Raw genomic sequence first — 17,044 nt, 5'->3', positions numbered from 1 at the left:
AGTCGTACTAAAAAAAGAGCATGTCCCAAAAGTTTATACTTTTGGGACATGCTCTTTTATTTTGTTAACTAACAAAGTTTCCGAAAACCAGCTTAAACTTTGGATAAAGTTAATGAACTCCGAAAACACTATAAACAAACTTATAAGTTTCCCGTAGTGAAAGGAGAAAACAACACCAATGAAAAAAGCAGCAGCTATTCTAGTTATGACTACTGTTTTCATGATGTCCATTTTAGCGCCTGGTTTTGCTGAGGAAGGAAAAGGGAAGAAGGCTCCTCCACCGAAGCAGGGGGAAAGCGCAAAGTATACAATCCCGAACTCAGTCATGAATATCACAAAAGACAACACATATCCAAACCCGACAGAGGATTTGCCTTTCCTACAGCCTAGTGAGCTGACGAAGAACCTGTTGAAGACATCGAAAGTAAAGATTGAGAACCCGGATTTGATCAGAATGCTGAATGAAACTTCCATTAACAGCACCCCTTTTGCCATCGGCTATCGTGCGATTGTATACCTTGGGGAATGGCCATTGAATTATGTATCGACTGAAACTTCTCCGAACTGGGAGTTCCAGAAAATAAATACGAACTACTATGATAATCGCGGTGGGAATTCTATTTATCAAATCCATTATGTGCAAGAGCAGCAAAAGTCTGTGAAGGGCGGCTTGACAGCAAAAATCAAGAGCGCCGAAGATGTGCAAAAAATGATGCTTTTAAAAGCAGCAAAGAAAACGGGACTGCCGCTGGCGTTTGAAACCATTGTTGGCGGGGGTACGAAAAAGGACCATATCTATAATATCCAGCCAAAACGCCTCGGTTACCTTTACGCTTACGCCCCGGCGATAAACGAAAAGGGCAAGGTAACATATGGTGAGGTCTATTTGATGCTAAAAGGAAGCAAGAAGTTCATCGTCGTTAAAAATGTCGTTTCTCAGGGAATCGGAGCATGGATCCCGGTTCAGGATCATGTCAGCTTCGGTTTTGTTTCAAGTGAGAGACCGAGATAAAAGATAACACAGAAAAGCCTTATTCCGATAAAAGGAGTGAGGCTTTTTTGCGCACATGGTAATTTTATCCTCTTGACAAAAGGTATATATATCCTGTTTAACGCTTGTCAGACCCGGGAATTAGATAGACATAACAAATTGAAACACCAAAAACTAAAGGAGGAAATTTATTATGTCTGACAACATTCTTTCTAACCAAACGGGTAACAACTCCAATTATAATATGAACAACAATATGTACAGTTCTTCAAGGGAAAATGCAACGTATGATACGACAACTGGCACAACAACGTACGCGAGCACAAATTCTGGTGATTCCTATTCTAACAATACATCTATGGGCGGCTACTCAAACAGCTATGCTCTAGACAACTCCAGCAGCACAGGCTCATCCAGCACAGGCTCAACGAATGGCAAACTGATGAAGGGTGTATTAATTGGCGCAGCGATTGGCGGTGCATTAACACTGCTTGACTCAAACACTCGTACAAAGGTAAAGAATAAAGCAGTCGATGCCAAAGATACGTCAATGAATGTTTTCAGCGAAGTCAAAAACAATCCTACTGATGTGAAGGATCAAATGATGAGCAGTTTTAAAGAAGCATCCAGTATCCTAAAAGAAGCCATCAGTGATGCGCAAAACCTTTACCAGCGCCTGAATGATGATGTATTCAGCAAAATGAACGAGGCGAAATCGAATTCATCGGAAGCTATGCAGACAGTGATGGATGCTAAGGAAGACCTCAAGGACGTTGGATCAAAAGTGAAGGAAGCAGGCTCAACTGCGATGGATAACCCAGTGGTGAACTCGGCGTCCGAATCAAATTCTTCAAACTCTGGATCCAATGGTGCAGCTGACGCTTATGCTACAGGCATGGAAAGTAAACCATCTGATACAACAGGTTTAGGTAACACTTCTAATGCCTTCACTGTATCCCCGGAAAACCAGAAAAATGATAACAATCGCTAAACTTTAACCATAAAACCAGTCCAATTTTCAGGGACTGGTTTTTTATTGTCTTTACTCCCATATATTTGGTTGTTTCCCGCTTTCAACTCGGGGGTAATTAATAGTACAAGCAGATAGATAGGGAGGACAAAGTCAATGGATAAAGAAATGAAACCACGCTCAAACAGGTGTGATTATGATAGAGAAACAGCTACAGGTAAAATCGCAATGGCAGCTTCAGCTCATCCGATCGCCACGAATGCCGGTGAGAAGATTCTCCGTGATGGCGGTAATGCGGTTGATGCAGCGATCGCCATCCAATTTGGGCTGAATGTCGGGGAACCGATGATGACCGGAATTGGCGGAAGCGGATTTTTCATGGTCTACCACGCTGAAAGCAAGACAACGAAAATCTTTGATGGCCATACGAGAGCTCCTAAAGCAGCGCATCCAGAACTCTTTTTGGATGATGAAGGTGAAGTGATTCCGTTTAAAGAAAGGTCGACACATGCCACGGGAGTTGGTGTCCCGGGAATTCTGAAAGCCATGGAAGCAGCCAGGAAGGAATATGGAACAAAGCCGCTGGCTGAATTGATTGAACCTGCTGCCCAGGCGGCGGAAAAGGGCGTGGAAGTAAACTGGGTGATGGAAGAAATCCTTAACACGTTTGATTATCGACTTGGCGATCATGCGAGGGAATTGTTCCAGCCGGGAGGAAAATCCCTTAAAGAAGGCGATGTCTATCAGAAGGAGCACTTGGCAAAAACATTCCGTATACTTCAGCGTGATGGCATCGAAGCCTTTTATGAAGGAGAGATAGGTGAAGCGATCATCTCAACATTGAAAGAACTTGGCGGCATTATGGAAATGTCTGACCTCAGAGAGTATGACATCACGATTGATGAACCTGTGTGGGGAACTTACCGTGATTACAAAATAGCTTCATCCAATATGCCAAGCGCAGGCGGAACAACGATGCTGCAAATTTTAAAACTGCTGGAAGGCTTTGATCTCAGCAAATATAACGCGAAATCCTGGGAAAAGTATTATCTATTTACGGAAGCAATGAGGATTGCGTTTTCAGATAAAATCGCCTTTTCGGGAGACCCTGACTTTGGGGATATTCCGTTAAATGGGTTGCTCAGTGAAGAGTACCTTGCTGAACGACGAAAATTGATTGATTTTGAACGAAGGAATGACTCAGTTGATTTTGGGAACCCATGGGCTTATACAGGTGGTGAAGAAATCAATGTCGTGCGCCAGCCGTTCGAGCCTGAAAAGGAGAGAAGCGAAACGACCCATTTCACCGTCATTGACAAATGGGGAAATATTGTTGCTTGCACATCTACGGTTGAACACCCATTTGGTTCGGGAATCATGGTCAAGGACCATGGATTTGTATTAAACAATGAAATGACAGATTTTGATGCGGTCCCTGGAGGCTTGAATGAAATCCAGCCGGGCAAACGTCCGGTAAGCTGCAAGACGCCGACGATTGTATTCAAGAATGATGAACCGGTGCTGACTCTAGGCTCGCCTGGCGGTCCGACAATCATTGGCTCCGTATTTCAGACATTAGTCAATGTTCTTGATTTAGGTATGGATCTAAAAGAGGCTATTGAAGAGCCGAGGATTTTCAACAGTACCGGCCCGCTCATTGGCTGGGAGTCTGGTATAAGCATGGAGGCGAAAGGCGAAATGGAATCAAGGGGCTTCGAGTTCGCCGATGGACCATTCCCGCTAGGCAATGTCCAGGCAATCCAGATAGACCGTGAAAAAGGCCTTATTTATGGGGCAGCTGATTCAAGCCGCGAAGGAAAAGCAACTGGGCTTGATGAATAATTAGAGGGAAAAAGCAGGCTGTTTAAAGCAGCCTGCTTCTTATTTGTCGACGCTAGTCAGTGTATTGGTCTCTGAATCTGATTTTTTAATGACGGAAATGCTGCCGTCTGTTTCGAGGACTACGGCTTCCACCTGATCCATCGAATTGATGCCGCTTGAGCGTGCAGCCTGGAGAATTTCAACTTCCAGCACCCGCTCTTTAATGATATTTTCTTTTAAATATTTCCCCTGGTAAAAAATTAATTTAGGATCTGACTTGATTAGCCTCTTAAAGCCGTCTGAACGTACTGAACTCCAGGCAACTATATATTGAAGCATGATTAAAATGAAGAATGCGGTAAACCCTTCTACTAGGGCTACTTTTTTATTCAATAAGATTGTTGCCAGCGTTGAACCTAGTGCAACCGTTACGATCAGGTCGAAAGCATTCATTTTTGAAAGTGTTCTTTTTCCAGATAAACGTAACAGTAAAACGAGTGCAACATAAGCTAGCACACCAACAATCAATGTTCGCCAAATATTATCCCAAGAATTAAAAAACATCGAATCACCTCATATATGTTTTTTCCTAAAAAAGCCTGTGCAAACATACGGATAAGGGGGAATACTATCCAATAGAACAGAAAAGTCTATCTAAAGCTTATTGCACATTCACCCATTTTTCGGTAGGATGTTAGGGTAGTGAAAGGAGCGAGAATCTTGGGAAATCCGATTAATGATAAAAATACGCAGGTCGTATTCCTGAAGCAGCGCCTGGATATGTTTGCTGAGTTGCTTGAAGCAATTGATCCGGAGGAAACAGACCTTGAGGATATCGATCGCATGATCCAGATTGTTGAGGAAATGGATGCGAAATGCCGCGAGTTCAAGCATCGCGATATGTAAAAAGACCTTTTTGATGAGGTCTTTTTTTATTTTTTCTTCTTTTAAGCTAAATCAAGGCGCTTGCGCTTTTCTATTTGTAAACGATTCCACTTTCTATCTTTAAATCGAAAGATGATAGGAGTATAATGATATCGGAGAAATTGTTATAAAATTTTCACATATAAAGAGACAGCAAACAAGGGGAGAGGGGTAGACAGATGAATATCGAAAAGTTCCAGGAAAGCATGTACCAGCTGGTTGTTGAGACATCCACAAACCTTCCTAAGGATGTCCGCCGGGCGATCAAAGCGGCGGCGGAGCGTGAAAACGCGGGGACGCGTTCAGCGATGAGCCTTGATACCATCACCAACAACATCAAAATGGCGGATGATAATGTTTCGCCAATTTGCCAGGATACTGGTCTTCCAACATTTAAGATCAAGACTCCTGTAGGTGCAAACCAGCTTGTGATGAAAAAAGCGATTTACAATGCAATTGCCCAGGCAACAAAGGATGGGAAGCTGCGCCCGAACTCTGTTGATTCATTGACAGGCGAGAACAGTGGTGACAATCTTGGCGGCGGCACTCCTGTCATCAAATTCGAGCAATGGGAAAAAGACTATATTGACGCTCGTCTGATTTTAAAAGGCGGCGGCTGTGAAAATAAAAATATCCAATACAGCCTTCCTGCAGAATTGGAAGGGCTCGGACGTGCCGGGCGCGATCTGGATGGAATCCGTAAATGCATTATGCATTCGGTTTACCAAGCACAGGGACAAGGCTGCAGCGCCGGCTTCATCGGCGTTGGAATCGGCGGCGACCGTTCTTCAGGCTATGATCTTGCAAAAGAGCAGTTATTCCGTACGGTAGATGATGAGAACCCGCATCCAGAACTCCGTGACCTTGAAGACTATGTCATGGAAAATGCGAACAAGCTTGGAATCGGTACAATGGGATTTGGCGGCGAAACGACCCTTCTAGGCTGCAAAATCGGTGTCATGAACCGTATTCCAGCAAGCTTCTATGTATCTGTTGCGTATAACTGCTGGGCATATCGCCGCCTTGGAGTTGCTGTGAATCCTGAGACAGGGGAGATCCAGGAATGGATGTATCAGGAGGGTGAGAAGATAGACTTCGCTCAGCCTGCAGCCCAGGAAATCGCGGCAGCTGTTGAAGCACCGGTGGAAGAGAATGTTGTCACATTGACCGCTCCAATTACAGAAGAGCAGATCCGCCAGCTAAAGGTCGGAGATGTCGTGAAAATCGACGGCATGATGTACACCGGACGCGACGCAATCCATAAGTATCTGTCAGACCACGATTCACCAGTGGACCTGAATGGCCAAATCATCTACCATTGCGGCCCGGTCATGCTGAAGGATGAAGAAGGTAACTGGCATGTCAAGGCTGCAGGCCCGACAACAAGTATTCGCGAGGAGCCTTACCAGGGTGATATCATGAAAAAGTTCGGTATCCGTGCTGTCATCGGGAAAGGCGGAATGGGCACTAAGACACTGGCTGCCTTGAAAGAACATGGCGGTGTATACCTGAATGCCATCGGCGGAGCTGCCCAGTATTATGCGGACTGCATCAAGTCAGTAGAGGGTGTAGACCTGATGAACTTTGGTATTCCTGAAGCCATGTGGCACCTGAACGTCGAAGGCTTTACTGCCGTTGTCACAATGGACTCACACGGCAACAGCCTGCACGAAGATGTTGAAAAATCATCCCTTGAAAAGTTGGCCCAGTTTGCCGATCGAGTATATAAGTAAAAACAATGAGAGGAGACTCGCTATTTAAGAGAGTCTCCTTTTATATTGTCTAACTGGTGCTAGATGTTTGTACAGTTCGCCTCAGAATTTTTATTTCTTCTCTTTAGCCAACTGGTTGCGATCTACATTGCCTGGCTGCCTTTCCATCCACTCATTTTCGATTTGGATATTTCCGCCATCTTCAGCGAAATTTGCTGTCTCCAAAAAGAATCTTGCATATGTAGCCCCGAGATCATGCCTCGGACTTACTGCCATTGAATCGCCGAAGTTTCGCACCTTTGCTGAAGATAGGTTTGAAATATGGAAGAGCATTAGCTTATCCGAGTACGGAGCTTCAGTCGATTCGGTAATCATGAACTGGCTTGGGAATGAAACAGGCAAGTCTTCTTTGTACATAATCTGGGAAAGTGTGTTGTGCTGTTTGATATTGATTTTTTTTCCACGCAAAAAATAATTCCTTACTTCTTCATCCTTAGCAACCTGGCTGAACCCCATGACAAGGATCGTTTTAATCGCATTCACTTGGATGTTAAGGAATAAATGGGCAATTTCCATAGCAGAAAGAGGCCTTTTATCGCCATAATATCCATTAAAAAAACTTTGCTTTTCAACAAAAGAAACCTCTTTCATTTTGGGGATGGATGGTGCCCTTACATGCAGTCCCTTGTTTAGCATCATTTCTGTTACCTTATTTGAAAGATTGAGAGAAGAGATATTGATATCTGTAATGGATTGGCGCAGGTCCATTTTCGAGAAACCTGGCAAAGCTACACTATAATAAAGTGCACCGTATTTAACCATCATATCAAGATAGTTCAGATAAAAGCTGTCAGAAAAAAGCCTGGGCGCACTCTCATTTACATCCTCCTCCAAGGAAAATCCAATTGGCACAGCCATTCCTTCCTGCTGAAACATTTCCTTCAAATGAGAGAGGATGTCCTTGCTCAATTGATCAGCAGTCACCAGGCAATCCTTAATCTCCTCGTCTTCGCAATACAGTAAAAAATGTTTGAACATGCAGGAAGACATTGAATTTGCCATGTAGATATTCCACAAATTGCCGATCTCTCCGGACGTCCAATCGATTTTTCGTTCTTCCGACATAATGTTCTCCTTAGTGTTTGGTATTTTTACTATTAGCTTCTCAAAATGAAATATACTTATAAGAATTTTTTTTCCCTCCTGACAAACAATAAGGAAAAACATCAATGGAGGAACATCATGAAAAAAATTGTTAAAATTTTGCTTGCTTCAGCAATGCTGCTGTTGATTACCTTGCCTGCTGCGACAGGTGCGGAGGAGAACTCCAATTCACCATTGCACTGGGGTTTCAAAAAGGGCCGCAATGGAAGGCAGGCAGATGCCGGGAGGATGTTTGAGGTCATCCTTGAAGACCATGGAGCTGTCTACAAAGGAGATAAGAATTCAAAGGATATTTATTTAACCTTCGATAATGGATATGAAAACGGCTATACCGAGAAAATTCTCGATATTTTAAAGGAAGAAAAGGTGCCGGCTGCATTTTTTGTGACAGGGCATTATCTCGACAGTGCACCAGAGCTTGTTGCACGGATGGCCAATGAAGGACATATTGTGGGCAACCATTCTTGGCACCATCCTGACATGACGAAAATCAGCGATGAGAAAATCAAAAAGGAACTGGAAATGGTCCGGGCAGAAACAGAAAGAATAACGGGCAAGAAACATATGACCTATCTACGGCCCCCGCGCGGGATTTTCAGCGAAAGGACGATGGCGGTCGCGAAGGAAGCCGGCTATACCCATGTATTCTGGTCACTCGCCTTTGTTGACTGGAATACGGACCAGCAGAAAGGTGCGCAATACTCCTATGATAAAATCATGACGCAGATCCACCCAGGAGCAGTACTGCTTCTGCATACTGTATCAAAGGACAACGCCGATGCGCTTGGAAAAGTAATCAGGGATCTGAAAGAGCAAGGCTACAATTTTAAAAGCCTGGACGATTTGATGCTGAGCAAAGGCGGCATGAAAGATCCAATGTTATACTAGTATGAAGTTAGTCCCGGCATCTTGTTGGTGCCGGGACTATTGAAATTGGAAAAAAATCTTGAAAATTACCAATTCGCTATATAAAAGGAAAACTCGCTATAAAAATGAAAAAGTCGCTATATAAAAGAAAAATTCGCTATATTATTATTTTTTTTGTTAAGAACATCAATATACTCAATTGTCTTAACTGAATTTCAAGCAAACAAATTCAGTTTCACTTGAATAAATCCCCTTTCATCGTAAAAAACTCGTGGAAATGCTATAATACGGGGAAAATACGTAAGGGCGGTTTGTATATGTGGGAAGAAAAGGTGTCGATTTCAGGGCCATATAATTTTGATCTTGCATTAAGCAGGCTGGCGCTCGATCCATTGCATTTTGTTGATATAGAAAAGCGGATTGTAAAGGTGCCGCTTGTTTTTAACCATAAAAAAATCGTTGCAGAAGTCACCGGAACTGGGTCTCTGGAAAAGCCGGAATTCATTATCCGTGCTGACCATGAGAAGGAAATGACACTGCAGCGTCTCCAAGAAATTTTTCAATGGAATGTGGAACTTCTCCATATTCATGAACATTTCCAGACGGCTGAGTTGAAGGACTTATTCAATGAACATTACGGAACTCCGCTCGTCCTGGAGTTTGACCCGTTCTCGAGTTTGATCAAGAGCATTATCCATCAACAGGTCAATCTTAAATTCGCTTTTACACTAACAGAACGGTTCGTGCATTCTTTCGGTGAGGAGCTGGATGGAATCTGGTTTTACCCAAGTCCTGAAAAAGTGGCTCAGCTCACGGTTGAAGAACTGCGTGAATTGCAGTTCAGCGTACGGAAGGCAGAGTATGTAATCGGAATTGCCGAATTGGCAGCATCGGGTCAGCTTGATTTTGAAAAAATGAAATCGAAACCTGATGCGGAAGTTGCCCAGGAATTGATTAAAGTCCGCGGAGTTGGTCCATGGACGGTTGAGAACTTCCTGATGTTCGCACTCGGAAGACCAAACCTGTTCCCGATGGGCGACATCGGAATCCAGAATGCACTGAAGAAGTATTTCAATCTGGAGGAAAAACCGACTCCAGCGCAGATGGAAAAGTATAAAGAACCATGGAATCCTTATTTAAGCTATGCTTCGCTCTATTTATGGAGAAGCATTGAATAATTGGAGTGAAGTTTTATGGAAAAAGAGCAGCAAATAAAGACAGAGCAACATGTCAAGAAAGAACAGCATATCAAGAAAGAACAGCAATCCAAAAATGTGCAGCATACCAAAAAAGGTTCCCAAAACAACACTCAGCATAAAAAAGGTCCTCAAAACAAAGCCCCGTATAAGAAAAAAGGACAGCAATACCAAAAAGAACAGCAAACCGCTAAGCTGGAGCTGAAGCAGACCTTCCCGCTAACGATCAAGCGTCTTGGCATCAATGGTGAGGGAGTCGGTTATTTCAAGCGCCAGGTGGTGTTCGTGCCGGGTGCCCTGCCGGGTGAGGAAATTGTAGCTGAGGCGACGAAGGTTCATCCAAAGTTTGCTGAGGCGAGAATCAAGAAAATCCGTAAACATTCAGAGCATCGGATCAAGCCGCTATGTCCGGTCTACGATCAGTGTGGCGGCTGCCAGTTGCAGCATTTGCGCTATGATCAGCAGCTCAATGAAAAGCGCGATATTGTCATCCAGGCATTGGAGCGCCATACAAAGCTGAAGATCGATAATCTGGATATCCGAAAGACGATTGGCATGGAGAATCCATGGGGTTACCGAAACAAGAGCCAGTTCCAGGTTGGTGAAAAGGACGGAAAGATACTTGCGGGCCTCTATGGCTTGAACTCTCACAATCTGATCAATATCGAGCAGTGTGCGGTACAGCATCCTGCAACGACGAAAGCTACAGAGGTTGTGAAAGGTATTCTGAAGGACTTGAAGATCCCGATTTACAATGAGAAGAAGCACAGTGGGCTTGTCCGCACAATCGTTGCGAGAACGGGAGTGCAGACTGGGGAGCTCCAAATTGTCCTGATCACAACAAAGAAGGAGCTGCCGAAGAAGGACATTATCATCCAGGAGATCAAGAAGCGTCTGCCTGAGGTTCATTCGATTGTCCAAAACGTCAACGGTGAAAAAACTTCGGTCATTTTTGGCAGCGAAACCACAACATTAGAGGGCAGTGATTTTATCCAGGAGACACTGGGCGACCTGCAATTTGAATTATCGGCACGTACATTCTTCCAGCTAAATCCAGAGCAGACGGTTAAACTTTATAACGAAGCGAAGGCAGCTGCAATGTTGACTGGGAAGGAAAAGCTAGTGGATGCGTATTGCGGGGTTGGAACGATTGGTTTGTGGATGGCGGATCAGGCTGGCGAAGTCCGCGGAATGGACGTTATTGCAGAATCCATCGAAGATGCCAAAAAGAATGCCGAGAAGCATGGCGTCAAGCATGCAAAATTCTATATGGGCAAAGCGGAAGAACTGCTTCCAAAATGGCTGAATGAAGGCTGGCGTCCGGATGTGGTCGTCGTCGATCCGCCTCGTACAGGCTGCGACGAGGAATTCCTGAAGACTGTCCTGAAAATCCAGCCAAAAACCTTTGTGTATGTATCCTGCAATCCTTCAACACTTGCAAAGGATATCACGACTCTGAGTTCAAAATATAAAGTTGAATACATCCAGCCAGTCGATATGTTCCCGCACACTTCTCAGATTGAGAGTGTCACAAGACTGGTACTGAAATAATCAAAGCGCCGGCCCGGATCAGGGCTGGCGCTTTTATCGCATATTGGATAATCCTCTATTTATGAAGTTGTTGATGATTTCTGCCATCTCCCGGGGCGGTTTATCCATTCCGTTTTCCACCCAGTTTTTTATTACATAAATACTGCCGCTGACAACAAAGATATTGATATATTCGAATGTTTCGCGGTCAAAATGGCTGTCGGTAATCCAGTTTTTGAAGATGAATTCCTGGGTGATCATCATTCCTTTTTTCTGGAAGTGGATATCGCTGTTTTCACTTAAGAGTGTCTGGCATACATCGCTATTTTGGGCAATATATTCAAGAATCTTCTCTGTCATTTTCAAAGCTTCTTCTTCTTTGGAAAAATTATATTGGTTCAGCGTCGCTACCATGTCTTCAATGAATTCTTCTTCAATCGCATTCAACAGGTCATATTGACTGGAATAATGAGAATAGAATGTGGAGCGGTTAATATCTGCGAGCTCACAGATTTCCTTTATGGTGATATTGGAAATTGGCTTGTTTTTCAATAAGTCCATCAGACTTTCTCTTAAAACCATCCGGGTATATTTTTTTCGTCTGTCCATTTTTCAAACCCTTCCTTTATCTGTAAAACATTGAGTTAAACAACAAAAAAAGATTCTGTGTTGTTTATTGCACGTTATGTGCCCAACTGTTTGTTGAATAGACAACACGGTGTTTATATAATGATAAAGTGAAAGAGCAAAAGACTCAAGTGAGGTTGAAGAATGATAAGCATTGCTGAAAAAGTCATAAAACATAAGAAAGCTGTTGTAATAGCATTCGTTCTATTTACGTTAATATCGGCAGTGGCGCAATTTTTTGTGTCAGTCAATTATAATATGGTGGATTATTTGCCTGAAGATGCCCAGTCAACAAGGGCAATGGAAATCATGGAAAAGGAGTTCACTGCTGAGGTACCTGATACGAGGGTGATGGTAAGGGATATCTCCTTGCAGGAAGCGCTGCGGATTAAAGAGGAATTGGCGGCCATTGATGGTGTCGGAGACGTCATTTGGCTTGATGATGTGGTGGATTTGAAGACACCTCTCGAAATGGCAGATCAAGAGACAGTCGAAAACTACTACAAAGATGGAAATGCGCTGTTCTCCATCAGTGTCCGCTCTGGTGATGAGGTTCCAATTACTGATGCCATTTATGACTTGATTGGTGAAGACGGAGCGATTGCGGGAGAAGCCATCAATACCGCTTCTTCGCAAAAAATGGCAGGGACAGAATCGATGTACGCCGCGATCCTGCTTGTACCGATCATCATTTTTATTTTGGTGATCTCGACTACATCGTGGGTAGAGCCTTTATTCTTCCTGACGGCTATTGGGGTCTCGGTCCTGATCAACCTGGGGACGAATATTTTTATCGGCGAGGTTTCCTTCGTTACCCAATCGGTCGCTCCGATTTTGCAACTGGCGGTTTCACTCGACTATGCGGTATTTCTGCTTCATAGTTTTTCTGATTATCGGAAGCAGACTAATAATCCTGAAGAAGCCATGGTTCTTGCGATGAAGAAGTCGTTCCCGGCGATTACTGCCAGTGCAGCGACAACATTCTTTGGATTCATCGCTCTGACATTCATGAAATTTGAAATAGGCTCCGATCTTGGTATCAATTTGGTAAAAGGAATCGTTCTGAGCTTTATCAGTGTCATGGTGTTTTTACCGGCGCTTACTTTACTTTTCTATAAATGGATGGACAAGACGCAGCACAGGAATTTTGTTCCAAGCTTTGCCGGAATCGGCAATTTTGTGATCAAACTAAAAATGCCAAGCCTGCTGCTTGTTCTCGCTATTCTTGTTCCAAGCTTTTTGGCACAGAGCAATACAGCATTTACGTACGGACTCGGTGAACAGCCGGAAACAACCCGTGCCGGCAGTGATTTTATCGAAATAAAAGAAGCATTTGGAGAAACGACTCCCATCGTCCTTTTGGTACCAAAAGGAGATACAGCAAAGGAAACAGAGCTTGTCCAGGAGCTCGAAAATCTGGATTATGTAACGAGCGTTATTGCCTATGTGAATATGGTAGGTTCCGTCATTCCGCCTGAGTACCTGGATGAGTCGATTACGAACGAATTCTATTCGAAAAATTACAGCCGGATCATCATCAATACCAATCAGGGAACGGAAGGGGATCTTCCTTTTTCGATTGTCGAAAAGGTAGAATCGGCGGCTGCGAATTATTATGGAGACAAGGCAATGAGCCTTGGAGAAAGCGTAACATTGTATGATATCAAGAATGTCGTCAATAAGGATAATCTCGTAGTGAACGTGCTGACGGTCGTGACGATTGCGATTGTCCTGCTGGCAACTTTTAAATCGATTTCGATACCGCTTGTATTGTTGATCACGATTCAATCAGCTGTCTGGATCAACCTGTCGATTCCGTACTTTACAAGTTCTTCCCTTGTCTTTGTCGGATATTTAATTATCAGCACTGTACAGTTGGCGGCCACAGTGGACTATGCGATTTTGCTGACGGAAGCTTACCAGCATAATCGCCAGGAAATGTCCGCCAAAAAGGCAATCGTGAAAACATTGGATGAAAAGACATTCTCTATTTCCATATCTGCAGCGATTTTATCGAGTGTCGGATTTATTTTATGGTTGACGTCTTCCAATCCGATTGTCGGATCCATTGGCCTGTTATTGGGCAGGGGCGCATTGCTTGCCTTTGTGATGGTTGTGTTCATTTTGCCGGCAATGCTGCTTGTATTCGATAAATTCATTAATAAGACGACCTATAAAGCAAATTTTTACGAGGAGAAATGATGATGAGAAAAAACAAAATAATTCCCGTTGCTCTTGCATCGATAATCATCTTGCCTTCATTTCTTAGTCATGGGGCAGCGGCTGAAACGGCAGGGAAAATCACTTCCAAGGATGAAGTCGTATACGCGACATTGAAATCCAATGGAGATCTTGATGATATTTTTGTCGTTAATACATTGGAGGTAGCGAAGGCTGGGAAAATTCTTGACTATGGGTTGTATAGCAGCGTGAAAAATCTGACCGACCTTTCTGAACTTGACCAAAAAGGGCAGGCTGTCACGATCAATGCACCTGAAGGTAAGTTTTATTATCAGGGTAATATGGAAGACAACACGGAGCTGCCATGGGATATTGAGATTTCCTATTTGCTTGATGGACGTGACGTTGAAGCGTCTGAGCTTGCCGGAAAACAAGGGAATGTGGAAATAAAGATCCAGACTGCTGCCAACGAAAAAGCAGATAGCGTGTATTTTGAGAACTACTTATTGCAAATTTCCCTGCAGCTCTCGAATAGCTATCAGAATATCGAAGCTGAGGGCGGCATGGTTGCGAATGCCGGAAAGAACAAACAAATTACATTCACTGTCATGCCTGGCCAGGAGGAAGAATTCACTGTTGAGGCAGAAGTAGAGAATTTTGAGTTCACCGGTGTTGATATTGCAGCTGTTCCGTCGACCCTGCCGATCGATACTTCAGAAATGGAGAGCATGAGCGACGATATGTCGGCATTATCAGACGCAATCAAGGAATTGAATAATGGAGTAGCCGACCTGAAGAGCGGTGTTTCGCAATTGAACAATGGAGCAGCAAGCCTGCGTGATGGTTCGGCAAAATATAAAAACGGCGTGACGGAGCTGAATGGTTCGTCTTCACAAATAGTTGGCGCATCCAGTTCCATTGGCGATGCATTGAAACAAATCAGCACCTCACTTTCCGGTGATTCTGCCCAAATGGACGTGGCGAGCTTGAGTGAATTGCCAGTGGTCCTGACCCAATTAGCCAGTGGCATGAATCAGGCAGCCGATGGATTGACAACTTTGCGTGAAAATTACGCAAAGGCTTACGGTGCCCTTGATGGAGCAATTAAAGGGATTCCCGCTCATGAAGTTTCAGAGAAAGAGATAGAAGTATTATACAGCAGCGGCGCGGATGCGAGTCTGGTCAATAAACTGGTGGAATCCTATGCAGCTGCCCAAAAAGTCAAAGGTACTTATTCACAGGTACAGGAAGCTTTTGCTGCCGTGGATCCATCACTTAAGCAGGTCAGCGGTTCGGTAACTGAAATGAGCTCGGGGCTTACAGCGATAGCTGATGAACTGTCTGCCTCCCTTAAGGATATGGATATGAGCGGATTGGAACAGCTCCAGAAAGGGCTCACTGAATTGTCCTCGAAATACGGAGAATTCCATTCCGGTCTTGTTGGTTATACAGGAGGAGTGAGCAAGCTGGCAGCTTCCTATAACCAGCTGCATTCGGGAATTGCTAGTCTGGCAGATGGCACAGGCGAATTGAATGATGGAGTAGAACAACTCCACAAAGGAACAAGCGAGCTGCATCAGGAAACGAAAGATCTGCCTGAACAAATGAAGCAGGAAATCAATGATATAATCAAGGAGTATGACAAATCGGACTTCGAGCCAGTTTCCTTTGTGTCAACGAAGAACGAGAAAGTCACTTCTGTACAATTCGTGATCAAAACCGAGGCAATTGAAAAAGAAGAACCAGAAGAGAAAAAAGCAAAACCTGAGAAAAAGAAAGGGTTTTGGGATCTTTTGTTGGAGTTATTTTAATAAGTGAAGGACAGTTCAGGAGGCATTAGCGTTTGCTTTCGTGCTGTCCTTTTTTATTGCAACACTTTGGATAAACATGGTTTTATGGAGCACGAAAGGGTAAAATTCAATTGAGAAGGCAAAATAACTATGTTAGCGTAAAAAGAAAAGGCTGCAGAGATTGAGGAGGAATGACAATGATCAGCGATAAGTTGGTTAATGGTTTGGTTGAACAAATGAATTATGAATTTTATTCTGCTCATGCGTACATGGCAATGGCTGCGTATTGCTCAGCTGAAAATCTAGATGGATTTGCGAATTTCTTTATGGTACAAGCTGAAGAAGAACGATTCCATGCAATGAAGTTCTACAATTTTATCAATGATATGGGTGAGCGAGTGACTTTCGATGGCTTCAATGCCCCATCAAACGAGTTCGAGTCTGTCCTTGATGTTTTTGAAAAAGGGCTTGGGCACGAAAAGGAAGTTACACGCCGCATTTACAAACTTGCGGATATTGCGCTGGATGAGCGTGAACATGCGACGATGACTTTCCTGAAGTGGTTCATTGAAGAACAGGTTGAAGAAGAAGCCCTGTTCGACAGCTTGATCCAGAAGCTGCGCCGGATTGACCAGGACAGCAACGCATTTTTCATGCTCGAAAACGAACTCGCACAGCGTTCATTCACAGCACCAGAGTGAAAATAAAGGGTTATCGAAGGATTCCATGCCGGAATCCTGTTTTTTGTGCTTTCCCAGATGATAAATTTCTCCTTAATAAGTCATATTGCCAATTCCATCCAAAATGACCTGAAAACTTTTTTAGCTTGATAAATAGGGTAAAGAGAGGATAAGAGAATCTTACAATAAGGAGGATCTTATGAAGAAACTACTGATATCTTTAGCGGCGGCTGGAATCCTTGCTGGATGCAGCGCTGATGATAGTGAGATCGGCCAGGAGGGTCCGCCGGATACGGAAGTGAAGACAGAGGAAGATCCAGTTACAACGGATTACCTGCAGGAGAGATTCTATGAAGGAATGGATTATGATGCATATGCGGTCGAAGTCCAGTCCTGGGTTGATAAAGGGCAGGCGACAGTTGCTGATACCGTAGAACCTGATGGGCAAAATAATGTGACTGCAGATATTATCCAGGTAGCTGATGGATTCCTGGCAGTTGCCAACGATGGCAAAGAAGTTACCTTCATTAAACCTTTTGCCTCTCCAGAAGAAGCGAAGGAATACTTGAATGAAAACTTGTAAAAAGCAAG

General features: G+C 43.8%; 15 protein-coding genes. 12 read left to right on the top strand and 3 right to left on the bottom strand.

Annotated elements, in window-relative coordinates:
• Positions 1 to 178 precede the first annotated feature (178 nt).
• From AB5I83_RS11835 to ggt, 3 genes are all read left to right on the top strand, one after another.
• A complete protein-coding gene (locus AB5I83_RS11835; protein ID WP_448975575.1) occupies positions 179 to 1,012 on the top strand; it encodes a YfkD family protein in 834 nt (277 codons plus the stop codon).
• A gap of 172 nt (positions 1,013 to 1,184) precedes the next feature.
• Entirely contained in the window at positions 1,185 to 1,982 is a 798-nt protein-coding gene (locus AB5I83_RS11830) for a YtxH domain-containing protein (RefSeq protein WP_448975573.1), read from the top strand.
• Positions 1,983 to 2,117: 135 nt separating this feature from the next.
• Positions 2,118 to 3,803, top strand: a complete 1,686-nt coding sequence (gene ggt / locus AB5I83_RS11825) for a gamma-glutamyltransferase (protein WP_448975571.1) — start codon at positions 2,118 to 2,120, stop codon at positions 3,801 to 3,803.
• Between the two features lie 39 nt (positions 3,804 to 3,842).
• Here the strand turns inward: ggt and AB5I83_RS11820 are convergent, their stop codons facing one another.
• Complete coding sequence (locus tag AB5I83_RS11820) at positions 3,843 to 4,346, bottom strand: DUF421 domain-containing protein (protein ID WP_448975569.1); 504 nt, start codon at positions 4,344 to 4,346, stop codon at positions 3,843 to 3,845.
• Between the two features lie 156 nt (positions 4,347 to 4,502).
• Between AB5I83_RS11820 and AB5I83_RS11815 the strand changes: the two genes are divergently transcribed.
• Complete coding sequence (locus tag AB5I83_RS11815; protein WP_167833282.1) at positions 4,503 to 4,688, top strand: SE1561 family protein; 186 nt, start codon at positions 4,503 to 4,505, stop codon at positions 4,686 to 4,688.
• Positions 4,689 to 4,885: 197 nt separating this feature from the next.
• Positions 4,886 to 6,439, top strand: coding sequence for a fumarate hydratase (locus tag AB5I83_RS11810; protein WP_448975567.1), 1,554 nt, complete (start codon positions 4,886 to 4,888; stop codon positions 6,437 to 6,439).
• A gap of 90 nt (positions 6,440 to 6,529) precedes the next feature.
• On the opposite strand, the gene AB5I83_RS11805 is transcribed toward AB5I83_RS11810, so the two are convergent.
• Positions 6,530 to 7,543 carry a DUF3231 family protein gene (locus AB5I83_RS11805; protein ID WP_448975565.1) on the bottom strand — a complete coding sequence of 338 codons (1,014 nt, stop codon included), beginning with the start codon at positions 7,541 to 7,543 and terminating at the stop codon, positions 6,530 to 6,532.
• A gap of 117 nt (positions 7,544 to 7,660) precedes the next feature.
• Between AB5I83_RS11805 and pdaA the strand changes: the two genes are divergently transcribed.
• The 3 genes from pdaA (at position 7,661) to rlmD (ending at position 11,196) form a co-directional block, all read left to right on the top strand.
• A complete protein-coding gene (gene pdaA / locus AB5I83_RS11800) occupies positions 7,661 to 8,470 on the top strand; it encodes a delta-lactam-biosynthetic de-N-acetylase (RefSeq protein ID WP_448975564.1) in 810 nt (269 codons plus the stop codon).
• A gap of 296 nt (positions 8,471 to 8,766) precedes the next feature.
• Positions 8,767 to 9,627, top strand: a complete 861-nt coding sequence (locus tag AB5I83_RS11795) for a DNA-3-methyladenine glycosylase family protein (protein ID WP_448975562.1) — start codon at positions 8,767 to 8,769, stop codon at positions 9,625 to 9,627.
• A gap of 15 nt (positions 9,628 to 9,642) precedes the next feature.
• Entirely contained in the window at positions 9,643 to 11,196 is a 1,554-nt protein-coding gene (gene rlmD, locus AB5I83_RS11790; protein WP_448975560.1) for a 23S rRNA (uracil(1939)-C(5))-methyltransferase RlmD, read from the top strand.
• A gap of 33 nt (positions 11,197 to 11,229) precedes the next feature.
• Here rlmD and AB5I83_RS11785 read toward each other — a convergent pair whose 3' ends face one another.
• Positions 11,230 to 11,784 carry a TetR/AcrR family transcriptional regulator gene (locus AB5I83_RS11785; protein ID WP_448975558.1) on the bottom strand — a complete coding sequence of 185 codons (555 nt, stop codon included), beginning with the start codon at positions 11,782 to 11,784 and terminating at the stop codon, positions 11,230 to 11,232.
• Positions 11,785 to 11,946: 162 nt separating this feature from the next.
• Between AB5I83_RS11785 and AB5I83_RS11780 the strand changes: the two genes are divergently transcribed.
• The 4 genes from AB5I83_RS11780 to AB5I83_RS11765 all read left to right on the top strand — a co-directional run bounded on the left by AB5I83_RS11780 (position 11,947) and on the right by AB5I83_RS11765 (position 17,036).
• Entirely contained in the window at positions 11,947 to 14,004 is a 2,058-nt protein-coding gene (locus tag AB5I83_RS11780; protein ID WP_448975556.1) for an efflux RND transporter permease subunit, read from the top strand.
• Between the two features lie 2 nt (positions 14,005 to 14,006).
• On the top strand, positions 14,007 to 15,794 hold the full coding sequence (locus tag AB5I83_RS11775; protein WP_448975554.1) for a YhgE/Pip domain-containing protein: 1,788 nt from the start codon (positions 14,007 to 14,009) through the stop codon (positions 15,792 to 15,794).
• Between the two features lie 176 nt (positions 15,795 to 15,970).
• Entirely contained in the window at positions 15,971 to 16,474 is a 504-nt protein-coding gene (locus tag AB5I83_RS11770) for a ferritin (protein WP_167833288.1), read from the top strand.
• Positions 16,475 to 16,652: 178 nt separating this feature from the next.
• Positions 16,653 to 17,036 carry a hypothetical protein gene (locus tag AB5I83_RS11765; RefSeq protein WP_167833289.1) on the top strand — a complete coding sequence of 128 codons (384 nt, stop codon included), beginning with the start codon at positions 16,653 to 16,655 and terminating at the stop codon, positions 17,034 to 17,036.
• Positions 17,037 to 17,044 lie beyond the last annotated feature (8 nt).

It is taken from the genome of Mesobacillus sp. LC4, from assembly GCF_053543455.1.
The sequence above is the reverse complement of the archived record's forward strand: the minus strand, read 5'-3'. Positions and strand labels throughout refer to the sequence as shown.